The sequence below is a fragment of the Rhodovastum atsumiense genome (genome assembly GCF_937425535.1).
Lineage (GTDB): Bacteria > Pseudomonadota > Alphaproteobacteria > Acetobacterales > Acetobacteraceae > Rhodovastum > Rhodovastum atsumiense.
In genome coordinates this window covers 1,333,265-1,350,704 of the sequence record NZ_OW485601.1, presented here as the reverse complement: position 1 = coordinate 1,350,704, position 17,440 = coordinate 1,333,265, and the positions used below count along the sequence as shown (strand labels likewise).

The 17,440-nt window shown below is 68.5% G+C and carries 20 protein-coding genes; 6 read left to right on the top strand and 14 right to left on the bottom strand.

The window, feature by feature from the left end:
* Positions 1-29 precede the first annotated feature (29 nt).
* Positions 30-521: a CDP-archaeol synthase gene (locus NBY65_RS05955; protein ID WP_150038316.1), complete on the bottom strand. Its 492-nt coding sequence runs from the start codon at positions 519-521 to the stop codon at positions 30-32.
* A 121-nt stretch (positions 522-642) separates the two neighbouring features.
* A complete protein-coding gene (locus tag NBY65_RS05950) occupies positions 643-1,710 on the bottom strand; it encodes a polyprenyl synthetase family protein (RefSeq protein ID WP_408894633.1) in 1,068 nt (355 codons plus the stop codon).
* 142 nt (positions 1,711-1,852) lie between these two features.
* Here NBY65_RS05950 and NBY65_RS05945 point away from each other — a divergent pair, with 142 nt between their 5' ends.
* Both NBY65_RS05945 and NBY65_RS05940 read left to right on the top strand, forming a co-directional pair.
* Entirely contained in the window at positions 1,853-2,059 is a 207-nt protein-coding gene (locus NBY65_RS05945) for a putative signal transducing protein (RefSeq protein WP_150038318.1), read from the top strand.
* Positions 2,059-2,778, top strand: coding sequence for a tRNA1(Val) (adenine(37)-N6)-methyltransferase (locus NBY65_RS05940; RefSeq protein ID WP_150038320.1), 720 nt, complete (start codon positions 2,059-2,061; stop codon positions 2,776-2,778). The genes NBY65_RS05945 and NBY65_RS05940 overlap by 1 nt, the downstream gene beginning before the upstream one ends.
* An 88-nt stretch (positions 2,779-2,866) precedes the next feature.
* Here NBY65_RS05940 and NBY65_RS05935 read toward each other — a convergent pair whose 3' ends face one another.
* The 3 genes from NBY65_RS05935 to NBY65_RS05925 all read right to left on the bottom strand — a co-directional run bounded on the left by NBY65_RS05935 (position 2,867) and on the right by NBY65_RS05925 (position 4,336).
* Positions 2,867-3,139, bottom strand: a complete 273-nt coding sequence (locus NBY65_RS05935; protein WP_150038322.1) for a hypothetical protein — start codon at positions 3,137-3,139, stop codon at positions 2,867-2,869.
* A gap of 47 nt (positions 3,140-3,186) precedes the next feature.
* A complete protein-coding gene (locus tag NBY65_RS05930) occupies positions 3,187-3,810 on the bottom strand; it encodes an SCO family protein (RefSeq protein ID WP_150038324.1) in 624 nt (207 codons plus the stop codon).
* A 292-nt stretch (positions 3,811-4,102) separates the two neighbouring features.
* Positions 4,103-4,336: a hypothetical protein gene (locus tag NBY65_RS05925; RefSeq protein WP_150038326.1), complete on the bottom strand. Its 234-nt coding sequence runs from the start codon at positions 4,334-4,336 to the stop codon at positions 4,103-4,105.
* 348 nt (positions 4,337-4,684) lie between these two features.
* Between NBY65_RS05925 and NBY65_RS05920 the strand changes: the two genes are divergently transcribed.
* Positions 4,685-5,149: a CreA family protein gene (locus NBY65_RS05920; protein ID WP_150038328.1), complete on the top strand. Its 465-nt coding sequence runs from the start codon at positions 4,685-4,687 to the stop codon at positions 5,147-5,149.
* Positions 5,150-5,200: 51 nt separating this feature from the next.
* On the opposite strand, the gene NBY65_RS05915 is transcribed toward NBY65_RS05920, so the two are convergent.
* Complete coding sequence (locus NBY65_RS05915) at positions 5,201-6,004, bottom strand: Crp/Fnr family transcriptional regulator (RefSeq protein WP_150038330.1); 804 nt, start codon at positions 6,002-6,004, stop codon at positions 5,201-5,203.
* A gap of 561 nt (positions 6,005-6,565) precedes the next feature.
* Here NBY65_RS05915 and NBY65_RS05910 point away from each other — a divergent pair.
* Entirely contained in the window at positions 6,566-7,627 is a 1,062-nt protein-coding gene (locus tag NBY65_RS05910; protein ID WP_150038332.1) for a hypothetical protein, read from the top strand.
* A gap of 50 nt (positions 7,628-7,677) precedes the next feature.
* Positions 7,678-7,896 (top strand): hypothetical protein, encoded by a 219-nt coding sequence (locus NBY65_RS05905; protein ID WP_150038335.1) that lies wholly within the window; start codon positions 7,678-7,680, stop codon positions 7,894-7,896.
* Here NBY65_RS05905 and NBY65_RS05900 read toward each other — a convergent pair whose 3' ends face one another.
* Together NBY65_RS05900 and NBY65_RS05895 are read right to left on the bottom strand one after the other, a co-directional pair.
* Complete coding sequence (locus NBY65_RS05900) at positions 7,897-8,709, bottom strand: energy transducer TonB (RefSeq protein ID WP_150038337.1); 813 nt, start codon at positions 8,707-8,709, stop codon at positions 7,897-7,899.
* Positions 8,710-8,913: 204 nt separating this feature from the next.
* The gene (locus NBY65_RS05895) at positions 8,914-9,333 is read right to left on the bottom strand and encodes a DUF4260 domain-containing protein (protein WP_150038339.1); all 420 of its coding nucleotides are present in this window, start codon (positions 9,331-9,333) and stop codon (positions 8,914-8,916) included.
* 103 nt (positions 9,334-9,436) lie between these two features.
* On the opposite strand from NBY65_RS05895, the gene NBY65_RS05890 reads away from it, so the two are divergent.
* Positions 9,437-10,333 (top strand): LysR family transcriptional regulator, encoded by an 897-nt coding sequence (locus tag NBY65_RS05890; RefSeq protein ID WP_162530341.1) that lies wholly within the window; start codon positions 9,437-9,439, stop codon positions 10,331-10,333.
* 187 nt (positions 10,334-10,520) lie between these two features.
* On the opposite strand, the gene guaA is transcribed toward NBY65_RS05890, so the two are convergent.
* The 6 genes from guaA to NBY65_RS05860 form a co-directional block, all read right to left on the bottom strand.
* Positions 10,521-12,104, bottom strand: a complete 1,584-nt coding sequence (gene guaA, locus NBY65_RS05885; RefSeq protein ID WP_150038343.1) for a glutamine-hydrolyzing GMP synthase — start codon at positions 12,102-12,104, stop codon at positions 10,521-10,523.
* A gap of 196 nt (positions 12,105-12,300) precedes the next feature.
* Entirely contained in the window at positions 12,301-12,864 is a 564-nt protein-coding gene (locus tag NBY65_RS05880) for a GNAT family N-acetyltransferase (RefSeq protein ID WP_150038345.1), read from the bottom strand.
* Positions 12,861-14,156, bottom strand: a complete 1,296-nt coding sequence (locus NBY65_RS05875; RefSeq protein ID WP_150038346.1) for an RsmB/NOP family class I SAM-dependent RNA methyltransferase — start codon at positions 14,154-14,156, stop codon at positions 12,861-12,863. The genes NBY65_RS05880 and NBY65_RS05875 overlap by 4 nt, the downstream gene beginning before the upstream one ends.
* A gap of 112 nt (positions 14,157-14,268) precedes the next feature.
* Positions 14,269-14,943, bottom strand: coding sequence for a haloacid dehalogenase type II (locus NBY65_RS05870; protein WP_150038348.1), 675 nt, complete (start codon positions 14,941-14,943; stop codon positions 14,269-14,271).
* The gene (gene guaB, locus NBY65_RS05865) at positions 14,943-16,475 is read right to left on the bottom strand and encodes an IMP dehydrogenase (protein ID WP_150038351.1); all 1,533 of its coding nucleotides are present in this window, start codon (positions 16,473-16,475) and stop codon (positions 14,943-14,945) included. The genes NBY65_RS05870 and guaB overlap by 1 nt, the downstream gene beginning before the upstream one ends.
* A 274-nt stretch (positions 16,476-16,749) precedes the next feature.
* Complete coding sequence (locus tag NBY65_RS05860; protein ID WP_150038353.1) at positions 16,750-17,439, bottom strand: RlmE family RNA methyltransferase; 690 nt, start codon at positions 17,437-17,439, stop codon at positions 16,750-16,752.
* Position 17,440: the final 1 nt, after the last annotated feature.

Here is a 17,440-nt window from a genome sequence, read left to right as displayed (position 1 = left end):
CGGGCCGGCAACCCGTCGCGACCGGCGCATCAGTGCGGCCGATCCCGGATGCGCAGGTGAAACAGCGCCCGCGACAGCACGATCTGCAATGCGACGAACATCAGCGCGACCTCGGCGACATCCAGCCAGCTCAGCCCGAGTCGGAGGCGCAGGAGCAGCAGAGGCAGCAATGCTTCCGGAATCTGGTCGAGCCCGAAGACTTCGCCATGCAGGGGAATGGCGAGGCGGCGTTTCAGGAAGCTGGCGAACAGGTCCCCGGCCATGGCGGCGGCGGCCAGGGCGGCGCCGCTGATCCAGTCGAGCCCAACCGGCAGCGCCGCGACCGCGGTGGCCCCGATTGAGGCCGCCACGCCGCGAAAGGTCTTGGAGGCGCCGAACAAGGACCGTCCGTCCCGCCATCTCAGGCCCCGGTCGATGGGGGCGGCGAAGCGGCCTCCGACCAGCTTGCCGGCCAGGATCGGCGCGCCGTTGGCCACCATCAGCAGGAACAGGACGCTGAGCAGCAACAGGCGGTGATCCATCGCCCTCTCCGGCAGGCATCCATGAACCGGCGCGGCAAGGTCGGACCGGCTGGCGGCCCGGGAGAGGGCGCCGTCCTGTGGAAAGAGGGCGGGGACCGCCGCGGCGCGGCCCCCGCGGGGATTACCGCACGCGGCTTACGGTGTAGTCGGCAACCGCCATCAGGCTGGTCTTGAACGGACTATCGGGGAACAGGGAGAGCTTCGCCTGTGCCTCGGCGGCAAGATGAGCGGCACGATCGAGGGTGATGCGGATGGCATTGTGGTGCGCCATCAGATCCATGGCATGCGAAAGGTCCGCCTCGGTCTGCTGGCATTCCTCGATGGTTCGCTGCCAGAAGCTGCGTTCCTCGGCCGTGCCCTGGGTGTAGGCCACCAGCACCGGCAAGGTGATCTTGCCTTCGCGGAAATCGTCACCGACGGTCTTGCCGAGCTGCGCCTGGTCGGCGGCGTAGTCCAGGGCATCGTCCACCAGCTGGAAGGCGATGCCGATGTTCATCCCGTACTCGGCTAGCGCCATTTCCTCGGACAGGGGGCGATCGGCCACCACCGCCCCGATCTGGCAGGCGGCGGCGAACAGCGCCGCGGTCTTGCCCCGGATCACGTCGAGATAGCGTTCTTCGGAAGTGGACAGGTCGTTCTGGGTGACGAGCTGCAGCACCTCGCCTTCCGAGATGGTGGCGGAGGCGCGCGAGAGGATGCCGAGCACCTTCAGCGAGCCGTCGGCGACCATCAGTTCGAAGGCGCGGGCGAACAGGAAGTCGCCGACCAGGACGCTGGCCTTGTTGCCGAACACCGCGTTGGCGCTGGCCAGGCCGCGCCGCAGCGCGCTTTCATCCACCACGTCGTCATGCAGCAGCGTGGCGGTGTGGATGAACTCGACACAGGCGGCCAGGTTCACGTGGCGCACCCCGCCCGCATACCCGCACATGCGGGCGGCGGCGAGCGTGAGCAACGGGCGCAGCCGCTTGCCGCCGGCCGCCACGATATGGGCGGCGAGCTGCGGGATCAGCGCCACCGGGCTGTCCATGTTGGCGACGATGGTGCGATTGCAGACCTCGAGGTCCTCGCGCACCAGCCCGACGAGCGTGGTGAGCGCGTCCTCGCCGTCCGGCATCGCGGCGGGCAATGCCGACCCGGGCACGGGGGCCGTGGTCAAGGCAGAAGGTGGCAGGCTGGCGACGGCGCCCAACTGGATCTCCCGGCACGGTGACAGGATTGCGCATCCCGAAGAGACCGGCACCATATCGGCGTCACGGAAGCAGGGTCAAGGCAAGCTGATTCAAGGCTTTGCTCCCGTGAGTGTGGCCAGGTGGGCAATGGGTGGGTCGAACATGCGGGTCGTCATCGTCTCCAACGATCTCGTAAGGCTAAGTTTTCTCGGCGCGCTGCTGCGTGATGCGGGAATTGAAAGCGTGCTGCTGGACGGGCATGTGAGTGCGGTCGAAGGCAGTATCGGCGCGATTCCCCGCCGGCTCGCGGTGGCGGCGGAGGACGAGGGCGCAGCCCTGCGCATCCTGCGGGATGCAGGCGAGGCCTGATGGAGGTCACCGAAGGGCATCTGCTCAACCGACGCCTGCGCCATATCCAGCCGCGCCAGGGCCATCGCACCGGACTCGAGCCGGTGCTGCTCGCCGCGGCCGTGCCGGCGCGGCCGGGGGAGCGGGTGCTGGAAGGGGGCACGGGCAGCGGCGCGGGGCTGCTCTGCCTGGCCGCGCGCGTGCCGGACCTTCGCGGCGTCGGGTTGGAACGCTGCCCGGCCACGGCCGCCCTGGCGCGCGCCAATGCCGAGGCCAATGGTTTCGACCAGCTCAGCGTGCTCGCTGGCGACCTCGCCGAATTGCGCCCCGAGGGCGTGTTCGATCATGCCTTCGCCAACCCGCCCTGGCATGGCACTGGCACCGCCTCGCCCGACTCGGCGCGCGAGGCAGCGAAGCGGGCGGCGCCGGGGCTGTTCGGCCTCTGGGCCGCCCGGCTCGCGGCACCGCTGCGCCCGCGCGGCACGCTGACGCTGGTGGTGGCCGCCGCCGCCCTGCCGGCCTGCCTGCAGGCGCTGGCGGTGGCCGGTTGTGGCAGCGCGTCGGTGTTTCCGCTCTGGCCGAAGGCGGGGCGAGAGGCGAAGCTGATGCTGTTGCGTGGCATCAAGGGCGGCCGTGCGCCCTGCCGGCTGCTGCCGGGCCTGGTGCTGCACGAATCGGATGGCCGTTTCACCGCGGCGGCGGAGGCGGTGCTGCGCGATGGCATGGCCCTGGCCTTCTGAGCGGGGATGGACCGGCGGGGAGATTCGTCTTTTTAAGACACAGTCGCATCGCTGGACCGGCCGGTGTTCCGGCCAGGCCGGGGGCGATCTATTCGGTGCCGTCTTCCGGATGGCGCAGATGCCAGAGTCGCTCATGGGCGGCGACGAGGCTTTCGATGCTGCGCCGACGGTTGCCTTCCGGCGTGAACGGGCGACGGGTCAACATGTTCTCGAGGATGTGAAGAAGCTGTTCAGCGACCTCGAGATCGGCCTGGTCGCAGGCATGATGAAACGCGATCAGGATCTTGTCGGACAGGCGCCGGCTGTAGCGGGGCGCGCCACCGGTATTGTTTTCCCGCAGGGACTCGTCACTCTCGCTCACGGTTGCGTCCGTTCCTTACGTAGCCTGCCCGACGTGGTCCGAGGGGGTCAGCCGCCTGCTGTGATTCGCGCCCTGAGGGCTTCAGCCAGTTCCTGCGGTTTCGTTCCCATCCGGAAGAGGGCACGCAGCGTGCCGTCCGGTCCCATGAGATAGATGAACGACGAGTGATCCATCAGGTAGGTGGTCGAGTCCTTGGGGGTCGCCTTGGCGTAATACACCCTGTACGCCTTCGCCGCAGCGGCGATCTGAGCGGGCGTGCCGGTCAGGCCGATCAGCCGTTCATCAAACAGTTGCACGTATTCGGCCAGGTGCGCGGCGGTGTCCCGCTCGGGGTCGACGGTGATGAAGAGAGGCACCACCCTGCTGGCCAGCGGACCGAGTTCGCCGAGCGCGGTGACCATGGTCTGCAGTTCGGTCGGACAGATATCCGGGCAGAAGGTGTAGCCGAAATACACCAGCATCCAGCGTCCGCGGTAATCGGTGTCGGTGACCGGCTTGCCCGTGTGATCAACCAGTTGAAACGGACCACCGACCTGCACGGCCGAGGCCATGGTGCCAGCCGACTGCACGGCACCGTTGATGCCGTCACGGCCAAGCCAAAATGCGCCCCACGCGCCGAGGACGGCCAGGGTCAGGGCGACCGCAATCCAGCGAACGATGCGAAGTGACATGGTGCCTTGATAGCCTCGCACGCAGGCCACGGCAAATAGCATGTACATTTGTACGCGAACGGCCATCTGCCCGGTGCGATGCGAGGGCCCCGGCCATCAGCTTCGCAGGCGGAAGGGGCACCGAGGCGGTGGGCGAGGGCGAACGGTACCTGGGATGTCCATCGGGGTTCCAAGACCCCGGGAAAATGCTCTGATCAGATCGGCTGGCTGAATGACGTCGGAGGGGGCGTGGGACGGATGGCGACCGGCGGCATCCTGGGCCGGTCCTCCCTCCGACCCTCCACGCGGGCGCTCAGCGTTGGACGTGCCAGGATATGTCCTGCCACACCAGCGCGCGGCGGCGGGACAGGCACAGCCGTCGCACCACGATCACCGCGAGCGGAAGGCCGAGAACGCCGGCAAGGGCCACACCGAGTGGCAACACCAGGGCATCCTCCGCGGCGGCGGTACCGAGGCCGCAGAGCAGCCCAAGGGCCCAGACAGCCCACTCGCGATGGCCCATGTCGCGATCCCGTTGCTCGATCATTGGCTCTGTCTCCCTGTCCCATTGCCTGGGTCCCGATGAATGGAACATAAAGAGAACATGAATCCGGCGCAAGCGTCTTCGGCACCGTGGCGGCGCGATCATGCGACCGCGTGCCCCCCCCCGGGGACATGGGCGGGGACATGGTCGGTCGGCGAGCCCGGATCCCGTCGGGGTTCGGGTTTATCATGCCGGGGCACGGGGCGGTGTCGGTCCCGTCTGCCACGCCGTCCTTCGGCGCGTTACAATTCTTGGAGGAACACGAACCCTTCGGGGGCGGGGACGATCAGGCCGCAAAAGCCGCGTGTGCCCGCCCACGCCGCTGCCATCGCGAAAGGAATCGGTCAGACCATGCGCAGACTTTTCCTGCTCTCCAGCCTCGTCATCCTTGCCGCGGGCAGCGCCCGGGCCGAGGAGGTCGGATGCGTTTCCACCACGTTCCGTGGCCTGGGATTGCTGAACGACAAGATCTGTATCGACAGCTTCAAGGATCCCAAGGTGGATGGCGTGGTCTGCCATGTCAGCCGGGCGCGGACCGGGGGGATGAAGGGGGCGGTCGGCCTCGCCGAGGACACCTCGGATGCCGCGATCGCCTGCCGTCAGGTCGGCCCGATTTCGATCAACGGCCGGATCAGCGATGGCGAGGATGTCTTCAAGGAGAACCGGTCCTGGCTGTTCAAGACCCTGCAGGTGGTGCGTTTCTATGACAAGCCGAACAACACGCTGGTTTATTTGAGCTATTCTGACAAGGTCGTGGAAGGCTCGCCCAAGAACTCCATCTCGACGGTGCCGATCATGCCGTGGGCAGGGCGGTAGGCCGGCAAAGGGGCATGCCGCCGGTCGTGCCTTTGACGACGTATTCCGGATTCAGCGCCCTGCCGCCGGCATGACCTCGTCCTGCCCGAGCCAGTGCCGCGGCGGCTGCGCCATGCCGGTGAAGCCGGGGCGGGCAAGGTCCATCCCGGCTTCCGGGCGCAGGCCCTCGTCCAGGAAATAGGCCGGGTCGGTATCGAACTGTGCCACCCTGGCGAAGGCGGCCGGGTCGAGCACCTGTAACCGGTGGCGGATGAAATGCAGGACCTGCTGTTCCCGCAACTGCCGGACCATGCGGTTGACATGGACGGCCGTCAGCCCAGTCGCCTCGGCGATGTGTGACAGCGTCAGCGGGATCTCGATCGCTTCCCCGGGATGAAGCGGGGTGCGTCCGGTCACCCGGTAGAACAGTTCGAACAGCAGGCAGGCGATCCGTTCCCGGGCGGAGCGCCCGGTCGCACTGGCGAAATGGCTGGTGATGCGGCCTTCCCGGCAAGCCATCAGCTCGGTCAGCCGCCGGGCGATGCGCGGGTCGGCCGCGGCGGCGCCGTCGAGCGCCTCGCGCGAGACGATGCAGGCACTGACCGGGCCGAGGCAGCAGGCGGTGTGGCTCATGACGCTGTCCGGGCCCGGACAGGCGCCGAGCAGGCCTCCGCGCAGGGCGACGTCGGGCATGTGTCCCGAGCCGTTTTCCAGCACCACCCGCAGCCCGACCCAGCCATCGAGGACAATGAAGTAGCTCGGGCATTTCTCGCCCTGGACGTAAAGTTCGTGTCCGCCCGGGAAGTGGCGGTGCGCTTTCCTGAGGGCAGCGAATTCCGTGATCTCGTGGGTGCCGAGGCTGGCGCAGAATCCCACGTGCCGCGCCTCGCACGTGCTGCAGACTTCCCACGTCCTTAGGAACGAGCGTGTATCAACCACGACTCTCTCCAGGAAAAAACAAAAACAAACTACAGGTATTTGTGCGTCACTGCAAGATTAACCCTGCAACACAGCAAAGGTAACCTTGCAAATATCATTGAATTCTTCTGAAAAAAGCAGGGGTTGAGCTTGCCTTGTCTCGGAATTTCGTAGGAAATCCTGGTGTAATTCGGGGGAAAGCTCCTTCGTCCGGGGCTGCGAATAACGGAAAGGGCTCGTTGGCGACAATGCGTCCCTGGCCCTGCCCGGTAACGGTAGCCGAATAATCCCTTTCGAACGGAGGCGAAGCGCAGCTCTCGCGCCGAAAGACGACGCCTCGGACTCTGCCATCGTGCCTGTCGGGTGCGGCCGTCCGTGGCGCGAATGCGCACCGGGGCAAGATGATATCTGACATGCAAGAGAGTAAGTTGAAAAGTCGCGGTATCGTGATTTTTGTTGATGCAAAAAATAGAATGTGAGTATACTTCACGGGTTCGTGAGTAATGCATCGAGGCCGCAATGACTATCCAGGTCGCCGTCGTGAATGGCTACGGACTGGCCATGGCCAGCGACCGTCATGTCTTCCGTGGTCCCGATGCCCGCTCGACCGGCCAGGACGTGAAGATCATTCCGCTGCGCGGCGCGATTCCGGCGGCGATGATGGCTTCCGGCCCGTTCGCCGTGTTCGGCCTGCCGGTCTCGCGGCTGGCGCTGCGCATCGAGCGCGCGCTTGCCGCCGCCGCCGAGGGGCCGGAGCAACTGGCCGAGGCGGTGCTGATGGCGCTGCAGCAACCGCTCGAGGGCCCGCCGGCGCAGGATGAAGAGGTTCTGGCCGAGGTTGCCGAGCATGTGCTGGCACGGGCCTGCCATGATGGTCTCACGCCCGGCGAAGGGCTGCAGCGGCTGCTGGCCGAGATCGAGGCCGCCCCGGGCTGCCATGACGCCGAAGCGGTGACGGCCCGCGGCAGTGCTGCCTGGGCCATGGCGCTGCCTGTGCTCGCGGGCCGGCCGAAGCTGGAAGCGGTGCTGCGGGCGGCGCCGGAGTTGTGCGGCCGTGCGGTCACCGGCGCGCTGGCGCGGGACTGGCGGCATGCCGAGCTGTTCCTGACCGTCGGCCTGTGCTGCCCGGTCACCGGCGTGCCGACGTTGCTGGCCCTGCGGCTGTGGCGCGGCATCGGCAACCGGCTGCATTTCGCCTCCCGCCTGGGCGGTCCGTGGGAGACGGCCTGGAAAGCCGGGCGCACCGTCATCATCGCCCAGGGATCGGGACGGGCGATGGTGGAATCGATGATCGACGGGCTTGGGTCCGAGCACTGGGATACGCTGCCGGGCAAATCCCAGGACATGCTGCGTCCGGGGATGGATCGGCGCTGGGATGCCGCCCATAGCCGGCTCAGCGTGTCGAGCCCGCGCGAACTGCTCGCCGTGGCGGCCGGGCTGGTGCGCGGGGCGGAGGTGATCGGCTACCTGACACGCGAGGGCGAGGGCTGCGTGGCCGGGGTCGATGGGCTGATGCTGACGCCGCGGGGAGTGGAGAGCTACGTCCTCGAACCCGGACCGGCGCTGCGCGTCGCCGCCTGAGCGGCAACTCCTTCTCCTTCCCGAAGTTGGGGAAGCCGGAGGAGCCAGCCATGGACATTCCGGTTGAAGGCTATCCATTCTCGATCGAGGCGGTGACGACGTGGTTTCGCGACAGGCGCGGGCGTGATCCCTCGGAGATGGAGCTGAACATGATCCTCGCCGAAATGGCCGCCCGGGAGGCGACGTTTCCGCGCGAGGGACCAAACGTCGATCCCCGCGGCTGGCGCAGCGATCCCGCCGCGCCGTCGGCGACGAGACGCCGGGGGTGATCAGCGCCCCAGCATGTAGGCGATCGGTATCGTCACGCTGACCTGCGGTTGCGGCATCCCGTCCGGGAAGGGGGGCAGCCGCGCGCCCCGCAGCATCGTCATCACGGCATGGTCGAGCACGTCCGCGCCGGTCGCCTGCAGCAACGCGGCTTCCAGCACCGTGCCGTCGCGGCGGATGGTTATCCGCACTGTGGCGCGGCCTTCCTGGCCATTGCGGCGCGCTTCCTCCGGATAGGATTTATGCCGTTGCACCCAGGCCGCGACCGCGGCTGCCCAGATGCCGCTGATGGTTGCCGGCGCGAGGGCGGGGGAGGGGGGCGGCGGCTCTGTCGCGGTGGCTGCATCCGGGCCGGACACGGCGCTGCCCGGGGACATCGGTCGTGACGGCGGTGGTCCCGGTCGCGCCGCGGACGGGGCCGGCATGGGGCGTGGGGAAGGCGAGGGCCTGGGCGGCCGCGCGGGGGGCGGCGCCGGCTGTGCCTGTGGGGGCGCTGCCGGTGGGATCGCCATTGGCTGCGAGGGAGCCGCCAGCCCGGCGGCTCTGTCCGGCGCTTCCGTCGCCGGGCGGGGCGCCGCCTCGGGTGGCTGCCCGCGGGTGGTTGCATCTGCCGCGGCGTCGTCGGGCGGCACGCCATCCGCCACCGCAGGCAGCATGGCGAGTGTCACCGCCATCGGCGCCGGCCATGTGTGCCGCGGCGCGTCGCCCGGAAATGCGATCAGCGCCGCCAGGGTCGCGCCATGCAGCGCCACCGACGTGATCAGCCAACCAACCCGCCGCCCGCACCATGCGGCCCGATCGCTGTCGTCGTCCATTCGGTTGTCCAGGTCATGCACAACACGCCAGATATGCCGTTCAGAAATACACATCCGGACCATTGCGGGATCGGCTGCTGCCGTAATGCCGACGCGGAGGTGGTCCCTTCGACTGCTGGAGCATCCCATAACTCCGGCGGGAAGGACGGGCTGTCCACCATATCATTCCATGATCAAAAGATGGAATGAAGGAAATCGGCGTGTTCAGCTGTGCCGCTTGAGCTGTCCGAGATGGGTTGCGGCGAAGCTGGTCGTATATTTCAGTCCGAAGCCGAGCGCCCGATCGACGCCGATATGGGCGCCCCAGATCAGCGCGATTTGCAGCCACACGATGTTTCCGGCCGCCCAGCCCAGTGCGGCGAGCAAGGAGGGGGCGATATAGGTGTGCGCGAGATTGTAGCCGTGCGCGCCTGTCGCCGGGCCGGCGAGATAGCCGACCATGGAAAGATCGGGCAGCAAGAAGACAGCGGCAAACAGCCCCCACGTGCCGCCGGTTGCGCGGAAGGTCAGGACGGCCGCGACCGCCAGCGCAAGATTCTCAAGGCGCAGCAACACCAGCACACCGCCTGCCGATGCGTGCGAAGCGGCATCTGGTGACAAACGGGTCGAAACCGGTCGGGACATGGGAAATCCTCTGGTCGTGGCAGCACCATGTCCCGCCTCGAACTTGAACGAAATTAATTCATTTGGTTCATTTGCTGTACGAATTTTTATCAAGTGGACCACCATGGACTGGGGCCTCTACCGCAGTTTTCTGGAAATCGCCCGGAGCGGCAGCCTGTCGGCGGCGGCGCGGAGGCTCGCCATCACGCATCCGACAGCCCGTCGCCATTTGGAAGAACTGGAGCAACAGTTAGGAGGCCGGCTGTTCACACGATCGACCCGCGGGTTGATCCCGACGGCGCTCGCCGAACGGATATTGCCGGAGGTCGCCCGGATCGAAGCCTCGATCGGCGCCATTGCGCGTCTGGCGAGCGAGCGCGTGGGCAGCGTGCAGGGAACGGTTCGCCTGGCGGCGAGCGAGGTCATGGGAACCGAGGTGCTGCCCCCGATGCTGGCGCGCCTTCGCACCCTTCATCCCGGCCTGGCGTTCGAACTGATCCTGTCGGACAGCGAAACGGATATCCTCCGGCGCGACGCGGATCTCGCCATACGCATGGTGCGTCCACGGCAGAAAAGCCTTATCGCGCGGCGTGCCGGGACGATCAAAGTCGGCTTCTATGCTCATAAAAGCTGGATCGACCGGCACGGTGCTCCGTCCTCGCTGGAACACCTGCTCGATGCGCCGAACCTCATCGGTCAGGATCGTCGCCGGACCTTGGCTGACGCCCTGGAGATCGACGCGACACGCTTCAGCCGGAGCCTCGTTCTGGCGACCGACAGCGATGTGGCGCAAATCGCGGCCGTACGTGCGGGCCTGGGCGTTGGCATCGTGCAGGAGCCGCTCGCCGGGCGGGAGCCAGACCTCATCCGCGTGCTGCCTGGGCTCCACCACAAGATGGAGGTTTGGCTGGTCACGCATCCCGATCTCAGGTCGTCGGCCCTTGTGCAGGCTGCCATGACGGCGCTCTACGCCGAGCTGAAGCGCTATCTCCGGCCCATGCGCGGCAACACACGAAGCTGAACAACAGCGGGACGCTGGTTGGATGTCATTGTGTGGCAATCACGCGCACCGCCTTCGGGCGGGTCGCGCGTGCGATCATCAGCCGGTGACACTCATGCCGGCTGATGGTGTCGGGAACGGGCAGGATGATCGCCGCACCAACAGCCTGTTCGGGACAAATGGCCCCGAACAGGCTGGCAGGGTCATGTCATTCCCACTCGATGGTGCCGGGCGGCTTGCTGGTGATGTCGTAGGTGACGCGGTTGATGCCGCGCACCTCGTTGACGATGCGGTTGGCGACGCGGGTGAGGAAGCCCATGTCGAAGGGATAGACATCGGCCGTCATGCCGTCGGTGCTGGTGACCGCACGCAGCGCGCAGGCATGGTCGTAGGTCCGCCCGTCGCCCATCACCCCCACCGTGCGCACCGGCAGCAGCACCGCGAAGGCCTGCCAGATCGCGTCGTACAGCCCGGCGCTGCGGATCTCTTCCAGATAGATCGCATCGGCCCGGCGCAGCATCTCCAGCTTCTCGCGCGTGATCGCGCCGGGGATGCGGATGGCGAGCCCGGGGCCGGGGAAGGGGTGGCGGCCGACGATGTCGTCGGGCACGCCGAGCTCACGCCCGAGCGCGCGCACCTCGTCCTTGAACAGCTCGCGCAGCGGTTCCACCAGGCGCATGCGCATGCGCTCGGGCAGGCCGCCGACGTTGTGGTGGCTCTTGATGGTGACGCTCGGTCCGCCGGTGAAGCTGACGCTTTCGATCACGTCGGGGTAGAGCGTGCCCTGGGCCAGGAAATCCGCCCCGCCGAGCTTGTGCGCTTCCTCGTCGAACACGTCGATGAACAGCCGGCCGATGGTCTTGCGCTTGACCTCGGGGTCGGTGACGCCCTCGAGCGCCGAGAGGAACAGGTCGGAGGCGTCGCGGTGCACGAGGCGGATGTTGAAGCGGTCGCGGAAGGTGCGCGCGACCGCCTCGGCCTCGCCCGCGCGCAGCAGGCCGTGATCGACGAAGATGCAGGTGAGCTGCTCGCCGATCGCCTCGTGGATCAGCACCGCGGCGACCGAGGAATCGACGCCGCCGGACAGCCCGCAGATGACCCGGCCGTCGCCGACCTGCTCGCGGATGCGGCGGATCTGGCTGGCGCGGAACCCGGCCATGGTCCAGGTGCCGCTGCAGCCGGCGATCGAATGGGTGAAATTGCGCAGCAATTGCGCCCCGTGCGGGGTGTGCACGACCTCCGGATGGAACTGCACCCCATAGAAACGGCGGTGGTCGTCGGCGATGGCGGCGAAGGGAGCGCCTTCGCTGGTCGCAACCGCACGGAAGCCGGGCGGCAGGCGCGTCACCCGGTCGCCATGGCTCATCCACACCTGCTCGCGCGCGCCAGGCGACCAGATCCCGCGGAACAGCGCGCAGGGTTCCTTGACGTCGAGCCAGGCCCGGCCGAATTCGCGCAGATCGGAGCCCTGCACCTCGCCGCCGAGCTGGGTGCACATGAGCTGCTCGCCGTAGCAGATGCCCAGGATCGGCAGCCCGGCCTCGAATACCTCCTGCGGCGCACGCGGCGCGTTGCCGTCGGTGACGCTGGCGGGGCCACCGGAGAGGATGAACGCGCGCGGGTTGAAGCTGCGGATGCGCGCCGGATCGACGTTATAGGGTACGATCTCGCAATAGACGCCGCTTTCGCGCAGGCGGCGGGCGATCAACTGCGTCACCTGGCTGCCGAAATCCAGGATGAGAACGCGGTCCGCCGTGCTGGTCCCGTCGATCGTGGGGGCGGAGTCGGTCATGAGATGCACCTGTGGGTCACGGTGCGCGGCCTTGCAGCACGGACCGCGTCAAGACGCAAGGATTTGAGCGCAAGGCAGCTACGGGACAACCTCGACATAGCGCCGGGAACCCGCGCACGACCCGTGTTTTCCGGCCCGATCCATTGTCAGGCCAGGCCATGCCGGCCCACCCTCCGCCCCGGGCCAACAGGGGAGATCAGCTTGCCGAGGAGGCCGACTGTTCCAGTTTCTCGATCGAAGGCCACACATACGCCGTCTGCATCAGCGGGATGCCCGCGACCTGGATGGGGGCCTCCGCCGCGACGCGTCCGCCCAGCCTTTCGTAGAACCAGCGGCTGGGGTTGTCGCGCAGCACCCAGACGAAGGCTGAGCGGCAGCCCAGCGACACCAGATGCGCCGCCGCCGCCCGCACCAGCCGTCGCCCGAGCCCGCGATCGCGCCAGTCGTCCAGGACGTAGAGCGTCTCGATCTCGCCTTCGCCGAGCGTGGCGCCACCCTGCCGCGCATGCCCACCGGTGACGAAGCCGATCACCCGGGCCGGCCCCCCCGGCGGGATCGCATCCGTGCCCGAGGCGGTGCCGACATGCACCCCCAGGCCACCGCGGATGGCGGATTCGTAGTACGCGGCCTGCCGGCGGGCCGATAATCCGGCGAGATAGTCGTTGGGCAGGATGCCCGCATAGGCGCTCCGCCAGGCCGCGACGTGCACTGCGCCGATCGCGGCGGCATCAGCCACGCGCGCCCGGCGGACGGCGATCACGCCGTTCGCTCCAGCACGGCGGCGAAGAACCCGTCGGTCCCATGGCTGCGTGGCGTCAGCGCCAGATAAGGACCTGGCCCCGGCGGCGGTCCGGGCAGCGCCCAGGCGTCGGCCAGTGGAACGAGGGTGAAGTCGGAATGAGCGGACAGGAATGCGCGCAACTGTTCCTCGTTCTCCTCGGGCAACACCGAGCAGGTAGCGTAGACCAGCCGGCCGCCCTTGCGAACCAGACCGGCCGCCGTTGCCAGGATGGCGGCCTGTTTCGGGCGCAATTCCGCGAGATCGTTTTCCTGCAATCGCAACCGCGCATCCGGATTGCGGCGCCATGTGCCCGTGCCGGTGCAGGGCGCGTCCACCAGGACGCGATCGATGCTGCCGGCGCGGCGCTTGGCCCATTTGTCGCCCGGTTCGACGAGGTGGCGTTCCACGTTGTGCACGCCCGCCCGGCGCAGCCGCCGCACCGCCCCTTCGAGTCGGTGCGCCGAGACGTCGCAGGCCGTGACGTGGCCGCGGTTGTCCATGCTCATCGCCAGCGCCAGGGTCTTGCCGCCGGCGCCCGCGCACCAGTCGACCACCCGCATGCCCGGGGCGGCGCCGACCATCGCCGCCACCAACTGGCTGCCCTCGTCCTGGATCTCGACCAGCCCCCCCTGGAACGCCGGTCCGGTGGAGACCGGCCGCCGTCCGGCGATGCGCAGTCCCCAGGGCGAAAGGGGGGTCGGCTCCGCCTCGATGCCTTCGGCGGCCAGCGCCTGCCGTGCCGCGTCCCGCGTGCCCTTGAGCAGGTTGACGCGCAGGTCGAGGGGGGCCTCGCCCGCCATCGCCGCCAGTTCGGCGGCAAGGTCGTGGCCGAAGCGTTGCCGCAGATGGGGCAGGATCCAGTCCGGCACTTCCAGCCGCACCGCCTCCGGCATCTCCGGATGGTCGAGGGTGTGGCCTTCCAACGGGTGCAGCACCGCGCTCTCGGCGGCGATGAGCGGGGAGGGGGCGAACTGTCCGCCCGAGAAGCTCTGGGTCACGCCGCTGAAGGTCCAGCCTTCCAGCAGCAGCGAGGCCGCCACCAGCAGTCGCGGCGCCGGTCTCGCCCCGGCGCGGCGCAGCCACCATTCCAGGCGCCTGCGTGCGCGCAGCACGCGCCAGGCGCGGTCTGAGATGGTGCGGCGGTCGCTGCTGCCGATATAGCGGCGGCTGCGGAAGAAATCGTTGGCGACGGCATCGGCCGGCTTGCGCGGCGCCGCCTCGATTTCGGCCACCAGGTCGATGGCGGCGGCGATACGGGCTGCGGGCGTCACCGGGCGGGTACTTCCACGGAAACCGGGTTCCAAGGGCCTTCGGCCCTTGGTGGAGGTCCAGGAGGCAAAGCCTCCTGGCAGGGTCCGGGGCAGCGCCCCGGCACGTATCGTGTCACGTCAGCAATTTCTCCGGCAGCGCCGCAAGGTCGGGCAGTTCACAGACAGTGCCGCGCAGGCCGTACTCGTCGGGCTGGCCCGAGCGGTTGATCCAGAACACATGGAACCCGGCCGCCCGTGCCCCGAACGCGTCCCAGGCGTTGGACGAGGCAAATCCCATCGCCCCGGTGGGGTGGCCAAGCCGCTCGGCGGCAAGCCGATAGACACGGGGATCCGGCTTGAACACCCCGACGCTTTCCACGCTCAGCACGGCATCGAGCGCGCCGTCCAGCCCGGCGGCGCGCACGGCCTCGGCCAGCATGGCGGGGGTGCCGTTGGAGAGGATGGCGCGGCCGAGCCCCTTCGCCCGCAATGCCGCCAGGACCCCGGGCACTTCCGGATAAGCGGAGAGGCTGCGATAGGCTGCCCGCAGATCGGCAAGCAGCGCCGGGTCGTCGATGCCGTGGCGTGCGGCCACGAAATCCAGCGCCCTGTCGGTTGCCTGCGCGAAGTCCTGGTGGTGTGTGGGCCCGGCCAGGCTGCGCACCCAGGTATATTCAAGCTGCTTGCTGCGCCACTCCGCCGACAGTGCCTGCCACTGCGCACCCAGGCGTGGCGCGTGGCGCGCCATCGCCGAGTGCACGTCAAGCAGCGTACCGTAGGCGTCGAAGACGACGGCGCGCAGGCCCATCAGGTCTCCTGCCGGTAGTTCGGTGCCTCGCGGGTGATCGCGACGTCATGCACGTGGCTCTCGCGCAGGCCCGCGCCGGTGATGCGGCGGAAGCGGGCATTGCACTGCAGGTCGCCGACGCTGGCGCTGCCGGTATAGCCCATGCCCGCCCGCAGGCCGCCGACCATCTGGTGCAGCACCACCGAGACGGGGCCCTTGTAGGGCACGCGGCCTTCGATGCCTTCGGGCACCAGTTTCAACGAGTCCTTGATTTCCTGCTGGAAATAGCGGTCGGCCGAGCCGCGGGCCATGGCGCCGATCGATCCCATGCCCCGGTACGACTTGTAGGATCGCCCCTGGTAGAGGAAGACCTCGCCGGGGGCTTCGTCGGTGCCGGCAAGCATGCTGCCCACCATCACCGCGTCGGCGCCGGCGCCGATCGCCTTGACGATGTCGCCCGAGGTGCGGATGCCGCCATCGGCGATCGCGGGCACGTCGTGGGCGCGGCAGGCGGCGGAGGTTTCCAGCACGGCGGTGAACTGCGGCACGCCCACGCCGGCCACCACGCGGGTGGTGCAGATGCTGCCCGGGCCGATGCCGATCTTGATCGCGTCGGCGCCGGCCTCGATCAGGGCCAGCGCGCCTTCCGGCGTGGCGACGTTGCCGGCGACCACCTGCACGGAGTTGGAGAAATGCTTGATCCGCTCGACCGCGGCGAGCACGCCGGCGGAGTGGCCATGCGCGGTGTCGACCACGATCACGTCCACCTCGGCGGCGATCAGCGCGCGGGCGCGTTCGTAGCCGTCCTCGCCCACGCCGGTCGCGGCGGCGACGCGCAGCCGGCCCATCTCGTCCTTGTTGGAGAGCGGGTGGGCCTGCGCCTTGTCCATGTCCTTGACGGTGATCAGCCCGACGCAGCGATAGGCGTCGTCCACCACCAGCAATTTCTCGATGCGGTGCCGGTGCAGCAGGCGGCGGGCCTGCTCGGCGTCGGTGCCGTGGCTGACGGTGATCAGGTTCTCCCGCGTCATCAGCTCGTACACCTTGACCGCCGGGTCGGTGGCGAAGCGCACGTCGCGGTTGGTCAGGATGCCGACCAGCCGGCCGGTGCCGCGCTCGACCACGGGGATGCCGCTGATGCGGTGGTTCTCCATCAGGGCGCGAGCGTCGGCCAGGGTCTGGTCGGGGTGGATGGTGACGGGGTTCACCACCATGCCCGATTCATACTTCTTCACCCGGCGCACCTGGGCGGCCTGTTCCTCGATGTCGAGGTTCTTGTGGATCACGCCGATGCCGCCATGCTGCGCCATGGCGATGGCCATCCCGCCCTCGGTGACGGTGTCCATGGCCGAGGAGACCAGCGGGATGTTCAGGGAGATGTCGCGGGTGAACCGGGTGCGTGTATTGGTCGCCGAGGGCAGCACCTGGGAATAGGCCGGAACGACCAGCACGTCGTCGAAGGCGAGCGCCTCGGCGATTTTCAGGTGTGCCAGTTCCTGGCCATCAGGATGCGCAACGGATACCGCGCCGGAAGGGGAATCGGAGGGGGCCATGGCCGGACCTTTCGCAATGAGCGCCCGGAGATCCATCGGCACGTCCGATGTCGCGTGGGCGCGCGACCTTGGCGCTTCCACATAGACTGCGTGCCCAAGGGGCGCAAGCACACTGGCATGGCGTCTGATCGGGGCGACGACCGACCTGAGCGCATGCCTCCCCGCCCGTGGCGCGGATGCCCGAAGGGGAGCGCCCGGCCCAATCAGGGGTTTCCCTGAGGCCATGCCGCTGCGGCATGGCCTCAGGCGCTGTCCCGGCCCGGGGGGACGCCGTTCAGCCCCTGAAGCCGGTCGCCACCACGTAGAGCTCGCTGCTTTCCTTGCGACTGGCCGCCGGCTTGGCGTGCCGCACGGTCGCGAAGGCCTGTTTCATCGGCGCCAGCAACTGCTTCTCGGCACCGCCCTGGAACACCTTCGCGACGAACCCGCCGCCGGGCGCCAGCACCTGCAGCGCGAAGTCGAGCGCCAGTTCCGCCAGCGCCACGATGCGCAGGTGATCGGTGGCGGCATGTCCGGTGGTGTTGGGAGCCATGTCGGAGAGCACCAGGTCGGCCTGGCCCTCCAGCAGGGTCTGCAGCCGGGCCGGCATTTCCGGGTCGTTGAAGTCGCCGAGCAGGAAGCTGGCCCCGGGTACGGGGTCGATCGGCAGCAGGTCGAGCCCCATCACCGTGCCGGCGCCGCGTTGCACCGCCACCTGGCTCCATCCGCCAGGGGCCGCGCCGAGGTCGAGCACGCGCATGCCCTTGCGGATGAGGTGGAAGCGATCGTCGAGCTCGATCAGCTTGAAGGCCGCGCGCGAGCGCCAGCCCTGGGCCTTGGCCGCGGCGACATAGGGGTCGTTGAGCTGGCGTGCGAGCCAGTGCTGCGAGGCCGGGCTGCGCCCGCGCGCGGTGCGCAGGCGTACGGACAGGCCGCGCTGTCCGCCCCCTGTGGGGGAGGCCCCCTTTCCGGATTGTGCTGTCATG